The sequence below is a fragment of the Gelidibacter salicanalis genome (genome assembly GCF_016469035.1).
In the GTDB taxonomy this organism is placed as follows: Bacteria; Bacteroidota; Bacteroidia; order Flavobacteriales; family Flavobacteriaceae; genus Gelidibacter; species Gelidibacter salicanalis_A.
This window is the reverse complement of sequence record NZ_JAEHJZ010000009.1, coordinates 19,313-44,637: the sequence shown is the minus strand read 5'-3', so window position 1 is coordinate 44,637 and position 25,325 is coordinate 19,313. Positions and strand designations below refer to the sequence as shown.

At 37.6% G+C, this 25,325-nt stretch carries 12 protein-coding genes and 1 pseudogene; 5 read left to right on the top strand and 8 right to left on the bottom strand.

From position 1 onward, the window contains the following. Positions 1-684 precede the first annotated feature (684 nt). Positions 685-3,168, top strand: a complete 2,484-nt coding sequence (locus tag JEM65_RS05915; protein WP_199598012.1) for an LTA synthase family protein — start codon at positions 685-687, stop codon at positions 3,166-3,168. Positions 3,169-3,225: 57 nt separating this feature from the next. Next, positions 3,226-4,929, top strand: a complete 1,704-nt coding sequence (locus tag JEM65_RS05910) for a hypothetical protein (RefSeq protein ID WP_199598011.1) — start codon at positions 3,226-3,228, stop codon at positions 4,927-4,929. A 159-nt stretch (positions 4,930-5,088) separates the two neighbouring features. On the opposite strand, the gene JEM65_RS05905 is transcribed toward JEM65_RS05910, so the two are convergent. The 8 genes and pseudogenes from JEM65_RS05905 to JEM65_RS05870 form a co-directional block, all read right to left on the bottom strand. After that, complete coding sequence (locus JEM65_RS05905) at positions 5,089-7,557, bottom strand: hypothetical protein (protein WP_199598010.1); 2,469 nt, start codon at positions 7,555-7,557, stop codon at positions 5,089-5,091. Positions 7,558-7,569: 12 nt separating this feature from the next. Beyond that, positions 7,570-9,309, bottom strand: coding sequence for a hypothetical protein (locus JEM65_RS05900; protein ID WP_233530541.1), 1,740 nt, complete (start codon positions 9,307-9,309; stop codon positions 7,570-7,572). Between the two features lies 1 nt (position 9,310). Next, complete coding sequence (locus JEM65_RS05895; protein ID WP_199598009.1) at positions 9,311-10,618, bottom strand: MFS transporter; 1,308 nt, start codon at positions 10,616-10,618, stop codon at positions 9,311-9,313. Beyond that, a complete protein-coding gene (locus tag JEM65_RS05890; protein WP_199598008.1) occupies positions 10,618-11,667 on the bottom strand; it encodes a glycoside hydrolase family 130 protein in 1,050 nt (349 codons plus the stop codon). Before JEM65_RS05890 ends, JEM65_RS05895 begins: the two co-directional genes overlap by 1 nt. 471 nt (positions 11,668-12,138) lie before the next feature. Beyond that, the gene (locus JEM65_RS05885) at positions 12,139-13,626 is read right to left on the bottom strand and encodes a RagB/SusD family nutrient uptake outer membrane protein (RefSeq protein WP_199598007.1); all 1,488 of its coding nucleotides are present in this window, start codon (positions 13,624-13,626) and stop codon (positions 12,139-12,141) included. 19 nt (positions 13,627-13,645) lie between these two features. Beyond that, positions 13,646-16,669, bottom strand: a pseudogene (locus JEM65_RS05880) (SusC/RagA family TonB-linked outer membrane protein). Positions 16,670-16,878: 209 nt separating this feature from the next. After that, entirely contained in the window at positions 16,879-17,088 is a 210-nt protein-coding gene (locus JEM65_RS05875; protein ID WP_307810544.1) for a helix-turn-helix domain-containing protein, read from the bottom strand. A gap of 12 nt (positions 17,089-17,100) precedes the next feature. Further along, positions 17,101-21,072, bottom strand: a complete 3,972-nt coding sequence (locus JEM65_RS05870) for a response regulator (protein ID WP_199598006.1) — start codon at positions 21,070-21,072, stop codon at positions 17,101-17,103. A gap of 684 nt (positions 21,073-21,756) precedes the next feature. Here JEM65_RS05870 and JEM65_RS05865 point away from each other — a divergent pair. The 3 genes from JEM65_RS05865 to JEM65_RS05855 all read left to right on the top strand — a co-directional run bounded on the left by JEM65_RS05865 (position 21,757) and on the right by JEM65_RS05855 (position 24,487). Beyond that, positions 21,757-22,143: a hypothetical protein gene (locus JEM65_RS05865; protein ID WP_199598005.1), complete on the top strand. Its 387-nt coding sequence runs from the start codon at positions 21,757-21,759 to the stop codon at positions 22,141-22,143. A 174-nt stretch (positions 22,144-22,317) separates the two neighbouring features. After that, positions 22,318-22,938, top strand: a complete 621-nt coding sequence (locus JEM65_RS05860) for a WG repeat-containing protein (RefSeq protein ID WP_199598004.1) — start codon at positions 22,318-22,320, stop codon at positions 22,936-22,938. A 475-nt stretch (positions 22,939-23,413) separates the two neighbouring features. Then, positions 23,414-24,487 (top strand): saccharopine dehydrogenase family protein, encoded by a 1,074-nt coding sequence (locus JEM65_RS05855; protein ID WP_233530540.1) that lies wholly within the window; start codon positions 23,414-23,416, stop codon positions 24,485-24,487. Positions 24,488-25,325: the final 838 nt, after the last annotated feature.

Genomic DNA, 25,325 nt, shown 5'->3' with positions numbered 1-25,325 from the left:
TTGTCATTCCGAATGAGGCACGAAGAGGAATCATATTATTATAAGATTTCTCGTCACTCGTTCCTCGCACTGTCGATATGACAACATACGCTTAAAAGCTTATAAAAACTAAAGCAACTGCACTCAAATTACAGGGTTTTAACCTTTAACTAGATCATAAAAAAGATCAGGTTCAGTATAACCATAAAACTCCTGGTTAAAAAACGGCATCCCGAACCTGTAAACAAAGTCCGAAAAAACGATTTTAATCAAGATCAGATCTTTACCAACCAGATCAGGCGAAAAAAGCTACAAAAAATACAATTAATTCATGAGTGTCCGGTAAAACAAGTAAAAAGTTTACAAAGCCCATTAAGGTAAGACCTGGTAAGAGATATTAAAAATGGTACCTTGCTATTTGAAATCAATCTCACTTAGAGTGATTGGGCAAATTTAATTTAGAATAACGATTGTTTATCAGTCAGTTATAATCAAATCTCTGTTCTTTTCCCGATAGCCATCGGGACTATAAGCGCAGCGCCTGCCTGCCGGCGAGGCAGGATCTTTATTCTTTATCGGACAATAATGAATTAATTTATATAATGATATAAGAATACATTTATCTTTAGCCTACAAAATACCAGACATGTCCCATCTGCCCATCCGGCGGGTAACTTATTACCGTCAGATCCTTTAAATAAGATTATGAATACAAAATGCCGGCTACTAATAATCACTATTATATTTTTCTTTTTAGGAAGTGTTCATCACTCTAGTTCTGCTCAAAACACCAAGGTATTGGCTCAGGATTCATTGGCGGGCTTAAATTCTAAGCTTTCCATCCTTGAAAAGGAAATCAATTACATCGCTCCACAATCCGGTTCGGTTTATCTGGCATGGTCTATTGAAGATCTCCCATTGGGTGAGCTTGCTGCGTTAAATGATAACACAAAACTTACTGACGGACTTTTATACACTCCCATGTATGCTTCTGGAGATACCTTTAAAATAAAAATAAAAATTCCACAAAATTATAAACTCAACTATAATTTTTGGATTACTAAAAACAAACAAGGCCATTATATTGATTATTGGGATTTAAAGTCCAATGGACAGATCCTAATTGTGGATGATGCTCCCCTCACAAAGACTGCCCACTATGCTGAGGTGCGTCATAAAACTGAATCAAAACTCTTAACAAAAGGTTGGCTGGTACTAATTTTCTTTACAGTGGTTTTGCTTGTGTTGTATATCATACAGAAAAAAAGGATGGGTCATATAAAGCCACCATCTCATTTTGAAACTATCGTGTTTCTTAGCATTAGTTTAATCCTACTTCAAGCGCTTGCGCGTTCTGAAATTGTTGGGTTTGATCCAGTGAGTTATACCAAAAACCCGAAACTTATTGTTAAAGTTATTAGAGCTAGTTTTAGTGATTTTAATTTTGTGGTCAGTATTACAATTGTAGTTGGTCTGGCCACACTATTGATAAAGAGTACTAAAATCAAAAATGCAATTAGAGTCCTATTTATACTGTTTGCCGTTCTTGCAACGGTTGCAGCATTTTCAAATATTACCACTGTTATTTTATTAGGAAAACCTTTTACTTACCAATGGCTCTATTATTCGGATTTTTTGGGTAGTGATGAAGCAAAAACCGCTTTACAGGAGAATATATCCATTAGCATTATTGTAAATTTAATAGCCTATTGCATTTCACTATTTCTATTGGCGAAAATATTACATGGCTCGTATAAACTATTGACTGCAAAAAAGAATTTAAAATACATTACACTATCACTTCTGGGCTTAACGATGGTGGTATTAGTGTTTTTTTCATTTAAAACCCAAGTCATTTGGTCGAAAGGACAGGCAGAAAATCCTATCACAGCATTTGTTCATTCCATGGTAACCGCCAATTCAAATGCCTCTTTTTTCGTTACAGATCTCAGTGCAGATGAAGCGCCTTTTGATCCTGCCAAAAGTACGCCTCTAAAAACGCCGCTGATCCTTGCAAAAGATCATCAAGTAAAGAACGTACTGTTTATTGTACTTGAATCTGCCGGGTCTGCGTATTTTGATGCTTATGGCGGAAACTTCCAATTAAGCCCAAATTTGAACAAGTACGCCAAACAAGCCTTAATTTTCGATCAGATGTATGCGCACAGTCCCGCAACAAATTTCTCCCTGGTTTCAATTCTTGCGTCAATGTATCCTGATTTATCCTTTAAAAGCATTACGCAAGAAAATCCAGATATTGATCATCCAACACTATCTTCTTTACTTAATGATAAGGGTTACAGAACCTCTTTTTTCACATCCGCTGATCTCCGATTTCAAAATTGCGACGCGTATTTGGCCCATCGGGGGTTCGACACCGTCGAAGATTTCTCAAAGATTAGCTGTGACGACCAATTCCATTTAGCTGATAAAACCTTTACGGAAGGCAATGGAATCAACGATTTATGTTTAGCAGACCGATTATCAAGTTGGCTCGACACAGATACAACCCAAAACTTTTTCTCCATGCTTTGGACCGTACAAGGTCATTACCCTTATTTCTTTGAAGATGAAGAACAGGATTTTGGCGTGTCGAACCTTAGTTTCAACAGGTATCTTAATTGTTTGAAGCGCAATGATGAACTTGTTGGTATGGTGATGCAAATGTTGGAAGATAGAGGATTGGCAGAAAGCACCCTAGTTGTGGTTACGGGCGATCATGGGGAGGCCTTTGGACAGCATTCACAATACGGACATGGAAGCGGTATTTACGAAGAAAATTTAAAGGTGCCATTGTATTTTATAAATTCCACCTTGTTTAATGGTGAGCGCGTTACAGATATTGCAAGCATGAAAGATCTGGCTACAACGGTACTTCCTGTGATTGGCGTTGACATACCTGAAACTTGGCAAGGACGTGATCTATTGAGCACCTCTTCAACTGAAGGTTTTTATTTTGCACCGTGGTCTGATTATCTGTTTGGCTATAGAAATGGGGACCTCAAATATATTTTTAATGAAACTGAAAATACGGTTGAAGTCTATAATCTAAAAAAAGATCCCAAAGAGCTCAATAATCTTTACACTACTGAAATGGAAGTAGAACTGATTAATGCGAGAAGTAAAGTAGCTGCCTGGGTCCAGTTTCAGGATAAGTTTATGAAACAACTCTTAAAAGAAGACCAATAAAGTATACAACCATGCCCTCTTAATTGTTGAAGCTATTTAATTTAAAACACCCCTTTTATGAAGAAAATTTTTCTATACATACTCACTGTTGGTGCACTCCTATTGCTTATAGGCTACTTGGCCATCCATTTCAATATTATCTCTAATCTCTTTGGAAAAGATAATACCCTTAAAGCAAATCTTTCGGTACCTATAGCGGAAGTTTCGTTTACATCAGAAACGCCTTTCCAAACTGCTGAAGCTTTTTCTCATTTTACTTTAAAGCTTTATAATAAAAAACAATGGCCTATTCAAAAGGAAGCGTTAGCTCAAATTCCTGAACATACTCCTGTCATGATTACTGTTGAAACCTGGGCGAAGAAACACTTTACTTACGGAAACAATCCGCTGTCAGATGTGGTCAACGGGAAGTATGACAAAATTCTCCAAAAAATGTGTACTGATTTAATTGGAAATCGATCAAATATTTACTTCAGGTTTAATCCTGAAATGGAAGTACCTGTAAAATTATATCCTTGGCAACTGGAAGCAAAGTATATAGAAGCTTTTCAACATTTTTCAAAATTGTGTAAAACCTATGCTCCGCAGGCAAAGATAGTTTGGGCACCAGCTTCCTATCCAGGTGCCATGGAATATTACCCAGGCGACGAGTTTGTGGATGCGGCTACCGTAACCCTAAACAGTGCTTCGGAAAAGTTACTTCAGGTCTATCCAAACGATTATCCTATTCACTACGATATCATGAGACGCGTACATCGCTTAAGATTTATTGATAAACCCATCTTTGTGTTAGGGTCAAACCCAAGTGTAAAGGATGCTGTTAATGATCAACTGTTTGCTGAGCTGTCCACTCACATTCGTGAAAACAGAGACATCATCTATTCAAATGATAATTTCCAGCGGTTTGAATTGGATGATGAACTTGAGCAACAGCGGCATATTGAAATAGGACTTTACGATCCACAATCACTCTTAAATGAAGAAAAACCAGTAACTGTAGAGCATCTTTTTGCCGATTTCAGTAATCTTAGCAATGGCTCGTTCCAAGAAAGTTTTAACAATGTGGAAAAACGCGAACATGATATCATAGTTACTTTTGAACCGTTTCGAAACACCAATGGAGAAACGGACCTAAACGTTCTGCAGCAGGTAACTAAGGGAGAATACGATAAGGACATCAGCCATTTGTATGACATCATTTTAGCCACAAAAAGAAAGGTGTATTTGCGTTATGCCCACGAAATGGAAATTCCAATTACCCGCTACCCATGGCAAAGTCAGAATCCGGTTGATTACATCAAGTCATTTCGTTATTTCATGAATTTTAAAAATCCACTTCCATCCAATATAAAGAGAGTTTGGGGTCCCGCTGGAGACAGGGGTTCTATTGAATGGTGGCCTGGAAATGATGTTGTTGACTACATCAGTATTGCCATATACGGCCTACCCGATAAAAACATTACCGACCCTAAAAAACAAGAAACTTTTGCAACCATTTTTAAACGTAAATACCGGCGTATGCGTTTTATAAATAAGCCTATTTTTATTACGGAATTTGGGGTAAAGGGGCCAGAAGACTTTCAGACCAACTGGCTAGAAGACGCTGCAAAAGTCATCCGTAAACATGAACAGATAATTGGAGTGAACTATTTTAACATGTCGGACACTCCCAAAGCTTGGGGTGATATTAAACCGCCGGACTGGAGCATCTCTAAAAAAACATTTTATCATTTTATCGAAGTGCTGGAAAAAGATTTATAATGACATCATTATTTGGCGTTAAGCTCAACCCGTCAATTAATAGAGTTATTTTATGAGGAATTACTAATGGTGCTTTCCAAATTAAAATATCTGGTAATCAAGTCTTGAAGTGATCCCTTAAAAACTCCTCCTCCTCCTCTTCTCAGTACATTAATTTTTCTATTTTTTATAATCTGGATCCATATCCGAAGTGCGTAGTCCAGCAACTTCATTGGCCATGAGGATAAATACATTCCAACTCAAGCCTCGGGTGGTGGGCCACCAAGAATCGGTAGTTTTCCATTTTGTGGGAATAAACTCTTTGCTATAGGGCCAATTCGGATTGAGGTTGATTTCTGCCCAAGCCCGGTTTTCCATGAGGGCTTTTGCCTTCTTCCAGCCGTGTCTGTGTCCAACCACATACGCGCAATATTCCGGTCGTAGCCAACTCCCGCCGTTATAATAGAAGCCATCTCTGGCACCGTCTTTATAATTAGCTTCTCCAAATTCTCTAAACGGCTGATAATCTGCGGTCATATAAGAGTAACCCTTGTCACTGTTATCCAATCGAATACATACGGGCGCCGTGGTTCCAAACTCAGGGTGCGGCGAATTTGGCACTTTATTTAAGATGGGCATCTGCTCCAAATGATGGATCACCATGTCGTCCGTCAACATAGGTTCATTGAACAACCATAACGAGAAAAATTCGGGTTCTAAATCGGTCATGGTTATGATATCGGGAAAATCGCGATCAAATATTAAATGTTTGCGTTCTACATCATAAAAATTGAGATAGCCTGCCACAGCTTTCTGAATATATTCATCGGATAGTTCGTAGCCCAGTTCCCTAATGGTTTTTAATGCAATGGCAAACATCCCCTGATTGACCGCCAGTTTATCCGTTTTAGGTTCGTATATATTAATATCGATTTGACTTAAAGTGAAATGCGACTCACAGATCCCATCTCGATCTGGGTCAAATTCATTGAGGACATACGACACAGCTTTATCGATTTTGTCTTTAGGCAAGGTCACATCAAAACGTCTTTTATTGAGCAAGGCCCAAATTAGAAAGTGAATCGTGGCTTCATTGTCTTTAGCTTCAATCGTTCCCATATAGGGGGTTATGATGGTCGCTACGGCACCCTTGGAATTTTGGGTTTTTGCCCATTGCCCCCAAATTTTCAAATTTAAGTCTTCATTATAAGTGGACACTATGGAAAAGAACGCATCCCGATTATACATGTCCGGGGCATAATTCATATTAGGAACATTCAAAGGCGTAACATCAGCAATAGAAGTGATCCATGTGAGCATATTTAAGTTGGCGTACAATAGTTTCTCAATTAACGACCCTTTAAATCCTTTTCCTTCGGCAAGACGGGATTGTGAAGAAATCACAAAATCATGATGGTCCACCCAGGGCTCAACAAACACATAACTTGTTTTTGTGGCCTTCTCACCCATTTCCATTTTGTTGTAGGGTCGTTTTAAAGGTTCATGTTCTACAATTTGTAAATCTTTAACCTGTATAGTGGCTTCTTTTTCAGATTGGGTTCCAAGAAACAGGGAGACACTATCATTTTCAATATAAGGAACCAATACGCTGCCTTTAAAAAGTATCCATTCATTTTCTTTAATGGGAAATTGATCGATGTATTTAATACCATGCTCTAATTCTACTGTCTTTTGACCGTTTTTAATTCTGAACAGTTTCAGAGCTATGGGAGCATTTCCCTTGGAAAGAAATGAGATAGTATAGGTCTTTTGATCTTCAAAAGGCACGATGACTTCAAAACCAGAACGACTGCCAGGTTTACCATGCAGTGTCAGGGATTCTGATTGCTGTTCCATCTCAACACCTTCAACATTTTGTAAATCGGAAGTGATTTTTAAGTCGATTTTCGTTCCCTGATCCAAATCGTAGCATTCCCCAAATTTCTGTTGGATATAATGATTCCCATATGCTCTTTCATCCATTGTGGCTACGGAAACCAATTCTGGATCAGGTAATTTTCGCATGCCAACAAACCCACCCCCATGACCGTTAAATCGTCTCCGTGTGGAGCGTGTATAATGGTTTTTATACCCAGCGTCCATCAAAATGCCTACCAACAGATTGTTAGAAGTCACAAAGCCAGCGGATGGGAACAATTCATGGGCAAATCCACCCGGAAAATCATCATGTTCAAAAGTGACATATTTAATGGGTTGATGTGCCGGTTTAAAATTTTCTTTAAGCGTATAATATAAGGTTGGCATCCCCGATTGAAATAAATCAATGGTCTTTTTGACGACATTGGCATTGATAACTTCATAAGTGACCGTCATGGATACATTCAAATCGAAATCTGATAAATAGGTCTCTTTTGAGAGGATTATCAAATTGGCATCACCCGTCCATTCTGAACCTTTCCAATCTTTGATTTCGGTGGTTTCACTAAAATCCAAATTGGTGACTTTAAGTTGAAATTCTTCGGTGTTACGAAGCATTAATTGGCTACCCTTATAAATATCCACCATAAAGCCTTCCTGAGCATTTCCAATAACTTTGAGGTTAAGGTCTTGGCTCCACCCTATGGTTCCTATAAAACAGAACACTAATAATAGCCATAGGGTTCTTATTTTAATATAAAACGCGATCATCTTTCAAGCCGTTTAGTTTTCTGAATATCTATAATCTATCACAACATCATCGGCATATAATTTACCGTTCTTTTCTAATAAGATGGCGGTTTGAGGTACCATCACCAAGAGCGCTGCATGTTCCTTTGGGATATTAAATGTGAAATCACCTTTTACATTTTCTTTAAGAAACTTTCTTTGTACGGCATCATAGATCTTTAAGGATTGTTTGCCGACAGAAATGGTAACCGTTTTAGTTTCCGGATTGGGATTATAATAGAGATACGACGGGAATGCTGCTTCTCGGTAGAAATCAGTCGCCAATACATCCAATTGCAGTATATTTTCCACATTCGTTTTGGAAATAATGGCACCAGCAATACCCACGTGCCCGCTTCCATAAACGCTAAACTGCGATACATCTGGATTACCCTCTACCCAATGGGGACCATCACCAATGGCGATGGGGGCGGCGATTTGTTCATATTGCTCAAAATGTGAGTTTTTAATCAGACCTTCATAAGCGATAACCCCTTTGGTATGGTGTTTTAATTCGGGGATGGATTGATGTTGGTCAGGCATTTCGTAAGGATAAAATAATTTTAAGGCATTGCTGGCGTTTAACATCCATTTGCCTATCGCATTGGCGTAACGCTGGTCGTATCTGACCATAGGCACCAGTGGCCACATAGTGTCATAAGTGTTCATCAAAAAACCAAATCCGCCATGATCCACCGTACTTCCCACAATTCCAGAAACATCATACCCGTTCCAATTGCCCACCAACACACCCCAACCTTCCCTACAAACGGAGGTACCGTTAAAAGTCCAATCCAGAATTTTAGTGTAATTGTAATCTGTTCCTTGTTCAGCATTTAAACGTGCTGCCACATAGGCTCCAAATGGCATTAAAATTTCATAAAATCTGTTATCTTCCTGTGCGAGAAGTGCTTCTAACGCATTTTTGGCACCCTCCAAATACTTTGGCTCCTTAAATTTCTGATAGGCCGCATACAATACGTAGGCATGGCCTGCGGCAGCATCTTCTTGTTTACAGATCCAATTATCTTGAGGCGCTAATGTGGCGTAATCAAAAAAGGAATGCGAATAGTTTCCGGCTAAAACCGCATCGGCTTCATAAAATTTATCAGCCACCGAGCGCAAAATTTCGTTATAATCCTTTTCGTCAGGATAAAAATTTGCCAGACCATAAAACAACACATTTGGATAGACATCATACCACCAATCCCGTCCATAGCCCCCACCCAGCATTGCCACCTCTGGAGACGTGTTGTTCATTACAATATTCCATTTGGTTTCAGAATTATAATAATTCTTCAGCATGGCAACATAATTCTTACCGTGCTGATCTGACTTATCGATTCCTACCAAAGTTGCTCCAAATACAGAGCCTACCGTTGCCAAGGATTCATGAAAGATACCCTCGTTATGTTGGGGTCCCTGTCTTAAATCGCCCATCGCGGTATAAATCCCAAAGGTCTCTTGATCAAAGTTTTTACGGGAGTCATCCGTCCAAATGAGGGGCCAATAGTCTCCCGTTTGTGTCTCATCATACACCAAGGCGTCAAACTTTTTTGCCATTTCCTTAAAATCCATGATCTTAAAAGGTTCTGGTAAATTAGGCATCGCCTCTACTCTACTTAACTGAATTTGATGGATTGAATGTTCACTAACAAACTTAGAAGATCCCGTTTTACAAGACAGAAACTGTAATCCAATGAATAGAATTAGAATGAATTTTTTATCAATCATTTTATTTTGTGCTTATAGGGTTAGAAATTACTGGGGTTTCTTCCAAAACCTCTTTATCCAACAGCTCCTTTTCCAAAGTTGCTTGCTGTTTTAAGAGTTGCTTGGCAATCAGTATTGAAAGCAATTGTAGACTTCCGATAATGAGTAAAGCGTATCTTAAAGCAATATCGGCATTAACAAAAAAGGCGATACCCAAAAAGGTTCCCGCTCCTATAAAACGTCCAACAAACAGGCCAAATTCATGATTCAAGATATAGGAAAATTCATTTCTATTTTCCAATTTTGATAGGACATCAATAACTTTTAGCTGAATAGGAAAGTAAGCAATATCCAAAATAGGTCGAGCAATCAACAATAAAAACATAAATAAAATCACCCCAGTGGTATTGAACAGCAGACCATTAAAGAACGCAGCGAGAAAAAAAGAGATCAGTCCAATACTAAAAATAACCAATCGGTGTTTGGGTTTTGAGTATTTCCCCAAGATTAGCATGATGACTGCCGCAATAATAGCACCTATAGAAATGGCAGACCCTAAGGCGCCTTCAGAATGGAAGAATTTCATCATCAACATGGCTGGTGCTGTAACAATAAAACCTTGAGCCAGTCCTTTTAACACGGATAACTGAAGCATTTTTTTCCAAAGCTTGTGAAATTTAAAATACAGAAATTTTTCACTCTTTGGCTTATCATAAGTACCAAAATGAAATACAATGGAGGCGAGAAGCGTAATCAAAAACACGATAGTGGTGATCACTCGGTAGCCAGAATTTACGGCTTCATTAGACATGGTGTCTGAATCTGCATGGCCTTTCATCAAATACCAACCAATTAAAAACGGCACCGTTGATGCGATGATGGTATAAATAAAAGTTTCCAGACCATAATAAAAATTCCGGGTTCTGTCCTGTGTGGTGGAAAGCACCAAATAGTCGCGGTTAGCCCAATACAGACCAAAGGACATCCCCATAATCAGTCCTGCACCTATCAACCCAAAGTAATCGATTTCCTTTAAAGACATCATAAACACCATGGATACACCGCTGAGAAGCATCCCTAATGAGAACAGTTTTTTAACATTGACTTTATTCAACAAATACCCATTGATGAGAAAGGTAATGGGAATACCAACATAGATGGCCAATTGGTATAGGATGACCTTGGAAGGATCATTTGAATTTCGCATAATATAGGAAGCCACGAAAATATCAATCACCGGCAGTACAAATGCATAAATTGTATTGGTGATAATTAATATTTTCGCACTTCGTGTAAAATCCCTTAAACCTACCCTTGCTAAATCTATCATTAGTGTTCTAGTGTTTTTAGTATTTGTCTTATTGAAAAGTTGGCCAAACACACATGTTGGTCTGATGCCCCATAATACATTCTAATAGTATCTCCATCAACCACATGGCCATTGGTGAAAACCACGTTCCCAAAAAATCCCGTTTGTTCGTAATCGGCAATGGGTTCCATGATGGGTGCCTCGGAACGCGCAAGGACGATGGAAGGATCATTTAAATCCAACAACATAGCACCCAAGCAATATCTATTTTTTTCAGTGGCCCCATGATAAATTTCCAGCCAGCCTTTTTCTGTTTTTATAGGAGCTGCACCAGCGCCCAATCGTTTACTATCAAACTTTCCGGTACGAGTTTTTGCAATGCATTTATGATTCCCCCAATGAAGACCGTCTAGCGATTCTGCCAACCAAACATAATTGCCTCCCAATTCCGGACTGCTGGGCCTGTGGAGTGCGTAATATGTACCGTTTATTTTCTTTTCAAAAATGGCGCAATCTTTATTGTGGGGACTAAAAATCATGCCTTTCTTATCAAAATGCTTCCAATCTTTTGTAATGCGAAGCCCTACCCCAACCCCGTTTGGTGAGACCATGGTATACGTTAAATGGTAAGTATCCTCAAGTTGCGAGACTCTGCAATCTTCAATACCATACGATTCGTATTCTCCTTCTCCAAAAAGCGATGGATACGACGTATGCTTAGAGAAATTGATGCCATCGTCACTCCATACAACCCTTAAATGCGAGATGGTGGTGAGATAATCAACGCCATCGTAGTTGATCACGCGGGCATCTGAGGCCTCCAATTTGGGGTCATCCAGTTTGAAGTTCAACAGTTCAACTTTGCCGAAATTATCATATATGGGTACCGACAGAAAACCCTCTTTTTGAATGGTCCTTTCGGCTACCCTAACCACCAATCCTATTTTGCCCTTAAATTTAAAAACACCCGGATTGAGCAAACACTCAATCATCATCTTTGGATTGCTGGGGTTTAGATCTTGAGGAGATAAAATTGGATTTTGCTTGTATCTCATTGCAATGTCGCTCATTTCATATGTGGTTTATTGGTTATTGAAATGGTTTTTAAGATGGCCTAAGTCTAAAGTATTACACCCAGATCCCTCTAAAAATCCAGATTCTCCTAATCCCTATCGGGACAACTTAGATCTTTTGGTGTGATCAGTTTTGTATATTCGTTTTTTGCCATACTAGTAAAAAAATCTGCGGACATCTCCGTAATCAGCGGGAAATACAACTAAGCGTATGGAAAAATTAACCCACAGATCTCGCAGATTTACGCGGAAAAAAATCAAATATTTGTTTTTTTTTGATGATATATACATGTTAGTGTAATGAATCAATTGATATCATTATGATGGTTTACGGACAATCAAGTATTGGTTTTAGCGCGATTCCAAAAATCGAATTTCACTCGAAAAAAAAGAAGTAGAATATGGTAGATAAACTACTTCTTTAAGATTACCTATAACTAACTCAAATAATCCTTAATCTTTGTTCATTTAGTAACCTGGGTTCTGGGTAATGGTGCCTGCCGACTTGTCAACTTCGCCCTGTGGAATTGGATACAGATAATTTTTGTCCTGAAAGTTTTTTCCAAGTCCTGTTAAAAATGCTTGGGCAATTCCCCATCTTTTTAGATCATTGAATCGTTGCGATTCAAAACCGAGTTCCACGCGTCTCTCATGCATTAACCAATTTTTTATTTGTACAGGGTCAGTAGAATTTGGTCTGGCCGCCAAGGTTCCGGGAGGTGTTACAGAGCCATCAGCAGTGGGTGTCGTTCTGGCTCTATTTCTTATATCATTTATCACCGCGATGGCGCCGCTATAGTCGCCTGTTTCATTCAGAGCTTCTGCTTTCCAGAGTAAAACATCTGCATAACGTATAAATATTTTATTGCTTGGTGCATCATCATTCCCTTTGTCATCCCCCACAGTATTTCCCAATAATTTTGAAACATTCTGGTTAGGTACGTCTACGGTATACAGCAATCTCGGATCGTTGGGCTCAAATTCATTTATAAAACTTTCTGTTGGCGCAACAAATCCCCACCCTATCAATGCATTCAAACCATTTCCTTTTCTCGGATTTTGATTTGAAATATGATCGTAAGCGAAAATCACTTCGTTATCGGAAAATTCTTTATCCACATCAAAATTGTCAAAATAATTGGCATTCAGACTATAAAAACCAAGCGCCTCCAATTCGTTTACGAAGCTAATGACGCTTCCCCAGTCTTTATTATACAAAGCCGCTTTGGCCTGCAAGGCAATGACTGCTCCTTTTGAGACTCTCCAAGGTTCAGCGGGGGATGGATATTTAGCATTTGGCAACAAGGCTTTGGCGGCAACCAAATCAGCATTTATCTGTTCCCAAACTTCAGTCTCGGGGACTCTGACCGCCGCCTCATAAGCCTGAGCAAAAGAAGTAAGAGGCTCTGTTAACAGTGGCACTCCGCCAAAATTGTTTACCAAATCAAAATAATAAAAAGCTCTTAAAAAATACGACTCGCCCAGCAATTGGTTTTTGCGTGCTTCGCTAATCCCAACCGACTGGATTATTTCTGGATTTGTCAAATAACTTACTGCCAGGTTGATTCTGTTAATCCCCTCATAATCATAAAGCCAGATCCCATTAAAAGCACCGTTATCTGCCGTAAAACTATAAGCACTTATTTCATCCATCCAGGCTTGATCTCCATCTGGATTCCATTTTTTGTTCATGTCTCCTGAGGCAATGTCATGCAAAATAAAATCATTCCGAGTAACCGTTCCATCATCCCACTGCCATTCGCCCACAATGTTTAAGGTGCTGGAAAGCAACTGGTAAGAAGAATTTACCGAAGATTCCAAAGTGTTTATGGTAGGATTGGTGTCCACCTGATCTAAGGTCAAAAGCCCGATGGGATCCTTTGTTAATTCGTCATTACACCCCACAACTATTAAAAAGGCACCTACAGCAATTAAACTTTTATATATTGTTTTCATAACTCGTATTTTTAAAATATTAAAACTTAACATTTACGCCAAATAAGACCGATGATGAGGATGGATAAGTGCCCTTATCAACCGTATCAGTAGATTCTGGATCTAAACCTGTATAGTTGGTTACTGTGAATAGATTTTGACCAGATATATAGAGACGGATATCCTGTACCCCCATCATCCCATTTAAGGTATACCCAATTTCCGCATTTTTAAGTCGGAAATACGAGGCGTCTTCAACATAAATACTGGATTCCTTGCTACTGCCGTTATCTTCAAACGTCACTCTTGGTATTGTATTACTACTGCCTTCACCATCCCAAGCTCCTAAAATATTTGTGGTATAATTGAAGGGTCTGGTATCATAATCCACTATTTTCCTAGCATCATTATATTTGTCAACGCCTTCTACGCCTTGAAAAAGACACGAAAAATCAAAGCGTTTATATTTTGCCGATAAAGACAGTCCATAGGTAAGATCTGGAATGGCGTCACCTGTAAATGTTCTATCAACCGAATTGATGATACCATCATTATTTAGATCGGCAAATTTAATATCTCCAGGCTTTGCAGTTGGGTTTGGGGTGCCGCTCAAATAGCTATTAATTTCGGCCTGATTTTGGTAAATACCAACCATTTTATAACCGAAAAAAGAATTTAATGATTGTCCAACCTCTCTCGTCTGCAATCGTTCAACACTGTTGATCAAGGTTCCAAAGTTTGCATTGATGCCATATTTAAATTCGTTATCTGAATTTCTATAGTTTAAGGTAAATTCGAAGCCTTTATTGAGCACTTCACCCGCATTTACAATAGTAGGTGAGACATCTCCAACAATACTTGGGAGGCCCACGGGCAACAAAATATCTGTTGTTCTTTTTACGAAATAATCCGTAGAGATGGATAATTTGTTATCAAAAAAACCAAAGTCAATACCAAAGTTGCTCGATTCAGAAGTTTCCCATTTTAAATCGTCATTTCCGTAGCGTTTTACAACAACTTTACCATCTGTTTGACTTATTAACGTTAAAAAGGCATAATTATCAATTTCCTGATTTCCCAATCGACCCCACCCTGCTCTCAACTTTAAATTCGATAGCCATGACACATCTTTTAAAAAGTTCTCATCTGATATTTTCCAACCTGCCGAAACAGAAGGGAAATACCCCCATCTATTATTCTCAGAAAAACGCGAAGAGGCATCAGCCCTAAAGTTTGCCGTCACCATATATTTGCTGTCATACACATAAGTGCCCGATCCAAAAAATGAAAACAAGGCCCATTCTGAAGCACTTCCACCATTCCACAAATCAGTTTCCGTACCCCCGTAATCTATATATCTAAAGGTTTTGTCCGTAATATCAAACCGCATTCTACTGGCTCCAATTGAGGAGTCATAATTATCAATAAACTCAGTCCCCACCAATACACTAATGTCATGTTTGTCATTGATGGTTTTTGCATAATTAAGCGTATTGTTAAAGGTAATGGTACGGGATTCGCCACGGTCTTCATTTAAATTATTTGGACGGTTCTGTCTTCCCAAACCTTGGTCTGTTTCATTTCCGCCGCCATCGTCATCGCCAAAGTTTTCATTAAATATTTTATTGTGAAAAAACGATAGATCAACCCCAATGTTGGTTCTAAAAGTGAGTTACTTCTCTTTTAAGAATGCATATTCAGCGTAAATATTTCCGAAAGTTCTAAAATTACGTCGTACATCGTCTGTAAAATATGCCAATGCAATCGGATTTTGAGACCATTCATACTTATCACTTTCCCAGCCGCCATTATCTCTATTTTTATGGACATAAAAAGGCAAATCAGTAAACGGATCTCTTACAGAATAGGTTGGGTCATTGATATCCTTATAGACGCCTAATACCGGCGGTCTTAATAAGGCATGCCTGATAATACCAGGTTCATCACCTTTAGACGATAATTTATCTTGGGTAGCGTAAGTCAATTGAAGATTCGTTCCAATTTTCAAACGTTCTGTGAGATTCACATTGAGGTTGGTTCTATAGTTTAATCGCTTATAGCTGTCATGATCATATACCACAATACCATCTTGATGATAATACCCCAATGAGGTCAAAAATTGAATTTTATCACTTCCGCCACTTGCTGTAAATTGCAAGTTTTGGGATTTTCCTGTTTCAAACAATTCATCGAGCCAGTCTGTATCTGAGAAATCAGCCCTTCCTCGATCTGCAGTATAAGGATTGGTGCCCGTTCTACTGGAATTATTCCAAGCTTTTTCCACCGTATTGATATACTGTTCTGTATTGAGCATTTTTGGAAGATTAGAAACATAATGGATCCCAGTATAATAATCCACATCAAAACTCACTTTCCCTACCTGGCCGCTTTTGGTGGTAATCAACACGACGCCACCAGAGGCCCGCGATCCATAAATAGCGGCCGCAGAAGCATCCTTTAAGATGGACATGGACTTGATATCCGCTTGGTTTAAAAAACTGATGTCACGCGTAGGAATCCCATCTATAACATATAACGGATCGTTATTCCCTATGGTCCCTTCGCCACGAATACGCACTTCTATGGGGTCTCCAGGAGCTCCTGTACTGGCAGTTACCTGAACCCCGGCAACTTGACCTTGCAGGGCTTGTGTAACATTGACAACTCTCGTTTTTTCAAGATCGGTCATATCTACCACAGAAACAGCACCAGTTAAGGTTGATTTCTTTCTTGAGGAATAGCCCACAAGAACCACCTCATCCAAGGCCTGTAAATCTTCTGTCATTAAAACGTTAATTACAGTCTGCCCATTTACAGCAACCTCCTTGGTCTCATACCCCAATTGGCTAAACACTAAAATAGCCTGAGGGTCAATGATGGTAATGCTATAACTTCCATCAAAATCGGTGGCTGCACCATTGGTAGTTCCTTTTACAATAATATTTACCCCGGGCAATGGACCGTCAGCTCCTGAAACAACACCTGTAACAGTTTGTGCATATATAGCACTTCCAAAGCACAAGACCACAATTATTTGTAGGCAATACTTAATTTGCGTTTTCATAATAAAAGTGAATTAAACCAGTTAATAATTTGAGTATTCTTTTTCATGATTTTAGAGATATAGGTGATTTGACATAACCACTATTGTTGTTTATCAATTGAGAGAACAAAGCGTTACCTAAAGATATATGGGAGTCCTAAGAAATACTGTACACTATTTAATCAAAAGTGTACACCAAATATTTAATACTCTAAAATTAAGATAGTTAACTATGTGTCACTGATGTGTTTGTTGCGAAGTTGAAATTCTTTGGGCGTCGTATTATAGGTTTTTTTGAATTCCCGATAGAAGTAAGATCGGTTATTAAATCCGGATTGATAACACACTTCAGATACGGTAAGATTGCTTTTTATTAGGAGTTCTGCCGCATGCTTTAAGCGAATGGTCCTGATTAAATCTCCTGGCGAAAATCCAAATATTTGTTTGATCCTTCAATATAATTGCGAACTACTTATGGCTAATTTTTCTTCAATATAGGAGGCGTGCAAGTGTTCATTCTCGATATTATCACGAATAATGTCAATAACCTGAACTAAAAACTCCTTATCATCAGTATCTACAGGGAGTTTAATAAGGCTTTCGACGATAGTATCTCGAGTAAAATGTTTTAAAATCATTTCTTTTTCCTCAAGAAGCTTATCAATTCTAACTAATAAATGGTCCGGATGGAACGGTTTTGGAATATAAGCATTTGCCCCACTTTCTAGGCCTTGTATGCGGTGTATCACGTTGGTTTTTGCCGTGAGCATAATAAAAGGAATATGGCAGGTTTTGATATCGCTTTTAATTTTACAACAAAGTTCTATCCCATCCATTCCGGGCATCATGACGTCACTAATTATGAGATCAGGTTCATCATCTTGTATAATTTTCATGGCCTCCACGCCATTAAAAGCAGTAACTATGTTATAGTGGTCCTTTAATAATTCATTTAAAAACCCATGGATTTCTTTCTCGTCTTCGACAATCAAAATAGATCTTTTTCTATTTAAAAGGTTTTCGAGAGCAGATATTTTTTTGAGACCCAAATGAGACCTTCCGGTTACATCTTCTATCATATTTTGTAAATGGTCCGAAATCAACACCTGAGCTTCATCATAATCCAATTCTTGATCCTTAAAAGCAGATTGACTACAAGGCAGCCAAACTTTAAACGTAGTGTCTCTAAATTCTTCGCTTGAAACACTTACGTCTCCTCCCAATAGGTTCACCAATTTTTTTAAGTACGCCAATCCAATTCCTGTTCTGAACTTCTCAGTACCCGCTGTATTATCAGCCAAGAAGAAGCGGTCAAATATGGATTCTAATTTATCTTTAGGAATGCCCTTTCCTGAATTGATCACTTTAATGTACAAAGTGTTTTGTTCACTCCCTTCCAGAGCTAAGATCAAAGTGATCTTTCCGTTTTCAGGAGTATATTTAAAGGCATTGGACAACAGATTGAATAGAATGATTTCAATTTTATCTTTATCATACCAACCCCATAATTCTGAAGGAATTTCCACGTTGTAGTCTATATTCTTTTGAAATGCCCATTCATCAAACAATTCAGCAATTTGCTCAGCCAGATTCACAAGGTCAAACTGCTTTATGGATACTCCCAAATGTCCAAATTCCGCCTTTCTAAATTCGAGCAGCTGTTGGGTCAAAAACAGTAATCTTGAAGCGTTTCTTTCAATCATCCTGACAAACTTTTGATCTGTGCTGACCATATTTGTAGATTTTGAAAGCTTCTGAATGGGGCCCAAAATCAATGTGAGGGGTGTTTGAAATTCGTGGGCAACATTGGTGAAGAAATTAAGTCTGTTTTGATGAATTTCTTCTTCTCTCTGTTGAGAAACAATGTTTTGTCTCAATTTATACTGCTTTCTAAAATAGCTCCACACGAAAAGAAGAAAAAGGAGCAGTAAAACACCGTAGCCCACTATTGCTACATTAGATTGCCAAAACACAGGCCTAATTTGAATATTGATCGCGCGAACTGGCGCCCCCCAAACACCATCGCTATTGGACCATTTAAGCCATAACGCATAGTCTCCCTTTGGAACGTTGGTAAACGAAAAAGTGCGTCTATTATTTATGACATTCCAGTCTTGGTCAAAATTATCCAGTTTGTAAGCGTATTGGCTCTTTTCATTATTGATATAGGTTAAAGCCGATAATTCGAGATCAAAGAAATTTTGATCATGGTTTAAAACAATAGAAGGACTTGTATTTGAATTTGGAGCTATTACCAAGCCTTGATAGTAGGGAACGTCCTCATTCTGTCCGCTAATTTGATCAATTAGGATGTTAGGAATAACGTCTGACTCTTTAATACGGGAGGATCTAAAGTAATTAAAGCCTTTAACACCTCCAGCAAAAATATAATCAGACCCGGGAGGTTGATAGATGGCACCATCTGAAAACTCATTATCCTGTAAGCCTTCGTTCTTTGTATAATTAATGAATTTTGAATCTTTTACAATGAAATTAGACAACCCGGAATTTGTACTTAGCCAAAGATTGGAGCTTTTGTCTGACACAATACCATGAACCGTATTATTGCGAAGTCCGTCTTTAGTTGTGAAATTTTGAAATATAGGAGCGGAATCTCCCTTAATTTCCTTTAGCAAATTGAGTCCTAAACTCGTCCCGACCCAGAGTCTTTTTTCTGAATCTGTATGGAGGTATAAAATATCATTGTTTGATAAACTTTGTGAATTGTCTTTAATATGTTTGAAGGTTCTAAATAGATGGGTATCCTTATCAAAAAGATGTAATCCACCCAATCTGGTACCAATCCAAAGTTCATCATTATTTTTAGGCACAATTGAAAAAACGATGTTGCTACTTAAAGCCCCCTCTAAGTTGCCTTGAGCCAAATAATGTTTAAAATCAGCTATTTTTAGATCATCCCCAAAACGGGATAACTTAAAACGAATCATCCCATAACCATTGGTACCCACCCAAATAAATCCATGTTCGTCTTGATAGATAGCATAGGTAGATTTAAAAAAGGAACAAGATACACTCCCTATGATCTCTGCCCAACTGATGAGCTTATCCCTTTTCAGATCAAAAACACTAATGCCATTGCCATCAGTACCAATAAAAACAAGATCATCTTGACCTTTACAAAGCGAAAACACAGCGTTGTTTATGGAGCTATTACTTTCATTGTAATTTTGATAGTTTAAAGTTGCATTGGGGTTTAAATAAAAGTTACTGGGGAAACGGAGCAAACCATTTCCTTTTGTCCCTATCCAAAATGAATGCCCTTCTATTTCCAGAAAAGAACGTATGATGCCGCCTTCTATTTCAGGGACTTGTGATTTGGAAATTAAATGGAATACTTTTTTTTGTGGATAGGATTTAAAAAGTCCGTCGCCATCTGTTCCTGTCCAAATAATATTTTCAGTGCCCTGTAAAACCGTTGTTATTTTTTGTTTTTTAAGTTTCTCAATCCATGTATTAGAAACAATTTCACCAAGATTATTTACCATAATATAGCCTGAAGCATTATGTAACAAAACGCCCTCTTTAATTTTGGAGATGATACTTTCGGAATGGATTTCTTCTAGCAGTTGGTGTGTTTCAACTTGAATGGAGTACAACACTAAATTTTTGGATTCCGTAATATAGCAAATTTCATTTTTGGAGAACAGCTCAAAGTCCGTTGCACGATTAGAAATCTCATCAATTTGGGTCGCTTTTTTAACGCCATCAGAAGACGTTTCAATTTGAACGGCAAAAAACCGATTGTTGTTCAGTAAGATAAGCAGTTTCCCGGTTGGAGCAAATGCCATTTTCTTAACGGAATGTTTCGGAAGCCCCTCACCCTTCAGTTTTTGAAATGCCGTACCATCATAATAACCAATGCCCCAATCTTTAACGGCACAATAGACATTTTTGGAAGCGTCAAGTGCCATATGGAATTCTGATTCTGACAGTGGCGGTTTGTCATCTCTCGAGAAGAAGTATCTTTTAAAGGTGTTCGACTTTTTATGGTATTTATTTAATCCATGAATGGTCAATACCCAAATAAACCCAGACTTATCTTCATCAATTTTAAGTATGACTTGGTTGGTAAGACTATTCTCATTGTTCAATTCCGGTCTAAATATCTTAAAACTATTCCCGTCATATCTGTTTAAGCCATCCCACGTACCGATCCATAATAAATTGTTCGAATCTTGAAAAATAGTGTTCACTGAACTATTGGAAAGTCCATTGGTGTTATCTAATTGTTCCGTTGAATAGGTGAGATCAAAAGAAGGGTTTTCCAGAGGAGCTGATAATTGGGAAGAATATGAGACCACATCATTTCCTGAAGGATAGCTTATTAAAACAGTATCATTTTTTCTATTACAACCAATAATTGCAATAAAAATAATAGTCTTTATTAATAAGTTAGACTTCAAAATCTTACAGTTATTTATTGTTTATCTCATAAAGCTAACGAAAAAAATAGATCCAACTATTAACTATAAGTCATAATCAACACAAAAATAAGAGTTTAGCGAAGGTCTATTTAAAAGAATTGTTTTTGTCAAGGGTTATAAAACATACAATAAGTTACTTAAATAAAAAACTAAAATGCCAATCATAAAAATGACCAGTCGATTAAACACCCTACAATATCAAACTTTTAAACTTAAAAGTTACTGACTGATTACAGTTCTCAAACATCATCCCAATCCAACCGAAAGTAAAGTCAAATTAGGGCCTTCAAGACGAGATTAATTTAAAACATGATTTTTATCATCAGTGTCCGGTAAAACAGGTAAAAAGTTTGCAAACACCCATTAAAGCATGACCTGGTAAGAGAACTTAAAAATGACAACTTGTTTTTGAAAGCAATTTCACTTAGAGTGATTGGGCAAATTTAATTTAGAATAACGACCGTTTATCAGTCAGTTAAAATCAAGTCTTTGTTCTTTTCCCGATATAGCTATCGGGACTATAAGCGCAGCGCCTGCCTGCCGGCGAGGCAGGATCTTAATTCTTTATCGGACAATAATGGATTTTTATGAAATGACCTACGTCATTTTAAATATGCAACTAAAATGCCAACTTTATAGAATAACCGCTTAAGACAAATTATAATGACAACAAAAATTTTATACAACGACAATATGCATTTTGAACACCAACAATGGAAAGGAGAACTCGATTTTTGGAAGGATGAGTTGAAATCCTTTAACCATAGATTGAGTGAGTTGGTGACACGCTGGACAGACAAAGACATCCTTGTACAACTAGAACATTACCAAAATCAATTTATCCTTCATGGAGGTGTAATTGAAGATTTAGAAGAAACCATTGAAAAGCACGAAACACGTATTGCTGGACTAAGCGAAGCAGGTTCGGATGTTTTAGACACACGATTAGCGAAACAACATTATGAGTTTAGAAATGACATCGAAACGCAAAGGGATATATATGCAGAACTTAAAAAAAAGTTTTTTAGATTTCTTGAAAAGTATATGTAAAGCAATGATTACAATTAATAGCGCTAAGCTTTTCTAAACTAAAATTCATCTAAACCCATCATATTCAAAAGGCTTCAATTTAAAATTTACATAATTAAGCAGTCTGATAAAAAACCATTTCAATGGGAAAGGCTAATACTAATTTTGATTATTAACCCTTAAAATAAAATCATTATGAAAAAGGTAGTAATTTTATGTTTTATGTTCATCATTGCTCCACTTCTTATAGTTGGACAATCTCTTGAAAATGTGGAATTCATTTCACCATTTCATGATGATGTTGCAGCCATTAAAAAAGATGGAAAATGGGGCTTTATTGATAAGCAAGGTAATCTCGTTATAGATTTTAGAACCGATTTGGTCAATACAAAAACTGATGACGGTGAGTATCCAATGTTTTCTTACGAAAGATGCAAAATAGTTGAGGTTAAAGCTGGAATCTCATATTTCGGATTTATAGATACATCTGGAAAAACAGTTATTGAGCCCCAATTTTTAAATATCACCAACTTTAATAAAAATAATGCGATTGCCTTAAAGCTGGACAAACAAATCATTTCCAGAAACACGGCTTTAGATAAGGATATGGTAAATTATAGATATTTTGAAGTGCTTATAAACACAGAAGGAGAAATTACATATTATCTTACTCAAGACGCTGTTAATATTGTTTTAGACAAAAGTTTTTTGAGAGCAGCACCTCAAATTACTTCTAAACTTCTAACGGACGAGCTTTATGCAGTTATGGGCAAAAACAAAACATGGAATATTATTAAGGTCAAACAAGAACTGTAAATAGGTTGAAGAGAATAGTAAAATTAAGGTAAAAGGGTTTTTGGTGATCATGAAAAACAAAATTTAAAACTTAAAAATCCAAGCTCTCAAGTTTCAACTAAAGTTACTCATCTTGATTCCTTCTCCTCTGATGAAAAATCCATATTCATGTTTTTCAATACCTAAGGATTATCCATGTTTATTTCTAATGAAAATACTTCTGAGGTTTACTTAGACGACAGACAAGTCTTTATTTAATAAATGGTTTGCTCAATACTCCATATTTAAACTTTGATTAAAATTCATTATTGTCCGATAATGATAAACACTAACGTTTTTCCTAAATATTAGCCATTGCAACATTGGATTTTAAGCGTTATATTTTGAGTTGATTCAAAGTAAGAAGATTTTTGATTTTCCTTTTCTTACTAGTATGACAAAAAGCGGAGATACAAATAAAATAAACAGTCTTTCAATTTAAAATAAGTCAATAAATATGATTGATAAAATAGGTGTTCTAGGCTTAGGGAAAGTTGGTAGTCTTGTGGCTACCTTGCTAAGCACAAAATATATAGTAGAAGGGATGGATCGGGGTGAACCTGATAATACGTTTCCTTTTAAAATGATAAAAGGAGATGTTTCCAAAGACGAAACCATTCGCAAATTTCTTAAAAACAAGCAAGCGGTAGTTTCTTGCTTGCCTTATTTTCTCAATATAAAAATAGCCCAAACAGCGGCCGACATGGGTGTGCATTACTTCGATTTAACCGAAGATGTGCCCACACTGAACGCTATTCGCAAATTGTCAAAAGGCAGTAAAGCTGTTTTGGCGCCACAATGTGGTTTGGCGCCCGGTTTTATAGGAATTCTCGGGGCCGGATTGTATGCCCAGTTTTCTGAAATTAGATCTGTGAAGCTGAGGGTCGGAGCCCTTCCCCTTCACCCTATGGGGCAATTGGGCTATAGTTTTACGTGGAGTGCGGAAGGCGTTATCAATGAATACCTTAACGATGCCGAAGTGATTCACAATAGCCAGCGTAAAATGGTAAGTTCCCTCGACGATGTGGAATCGATCAACATAAACGGACGCCAATACGAGGCTTTCTCCACTTCAGGTGGGCTGGGGACTATGTGCGAAACATTAGACGGTAAAGTGGATACCTTAAATTATAAAACCATGAGATACCCAGGACATCGGGACGCCATGAAATTGTTGCTTTACGACCTCCTGTTAAAAAATGATCGAAAGTTGGCAAAGGAAATCTTAAATAATGCCTTGCCTCTAGTTGATGATGATATTGTTTTAGTTTATGCTGCTGTTGAAGGAACGATAAATGGCAAGTTAAGAAGAAAAGAATTTAGCGAATCTTACCGCAAAATCAATTTGGATGGTAAAGATTGGCGCGCTATTAGTTGGACCACTGCCTGCAGCATTTCGGCAGTTGTCGACCTGATTTCTGAAGGTAAATTAAAAAATAAAGGTTTTATAAAGCAGGAAGACATTCCTCTCGATATGTTTTTACAGTCGCATTTCGGATCTATGTATGAAACCTATAAAGACCCTAAATAAATCGAAAAAGTGTTTTAAAACGTGTTAGCCTGTGATTGATCGTTTTATGATATTTTAAAACATTATTGTCCGATAAAGAATTAAGATCCTGCCTCGCCGGCAGGCAGGCGCTGCGCTTATAGTCCCGAGCTATCGGGAAAAGAACAAAGACTTAATTGTAACTGACTGATAAACAGTCGTTATTATAAATTAAATTTGCCCAATCACTCTAAGTGAAATTGGTTTCAAAAACAAGGTGTCATTTTTAAGTTCTTGAACCAGATCATGCTTTAAGGGGGTTTGCAAACTTTTCACCTGTTTTACCGGACACTGATGATTAACAGAGAAAAACTATATTTTTTACCTATCCTAAAGAAGTATTCGAAGGAGATGGCACTATGATTATTCTACCTTCTTTTTTCCAGTTTAAAATTTTGAGAATTTGCCACTAGAAAGGAGGTATTGCTCGATACAAATCCATTTCTACGAAGCCCCACATCACCTGATAGTGCTCATCAGTCAAAAAGCAATAACCTCTGCGTTCCAAAGGCTCAACGTTCCTGAACCAAAGGAAACTAGAAAAATCAGGTTTAGATTTTGCATTTCAGGATGGATCCAAACAAACAGGCTAAAAGAAATCAGGCCCGTACTAAAGGTATGAAGAACGTAGTTTAGTTATATGAAGTTATAAAATCCACACTATTAATACAGATACCTCTTATAGTCATTATTGATGTTAATAGTTCTTATCCATAATACCAAAACACGCTTTGGTAATGGTTCTATATTTCACAATCTTATTGTTTTCAACAGTAGCTAGCACCTCTTTGACTATCAACAGGTTTAATATGATTTATCG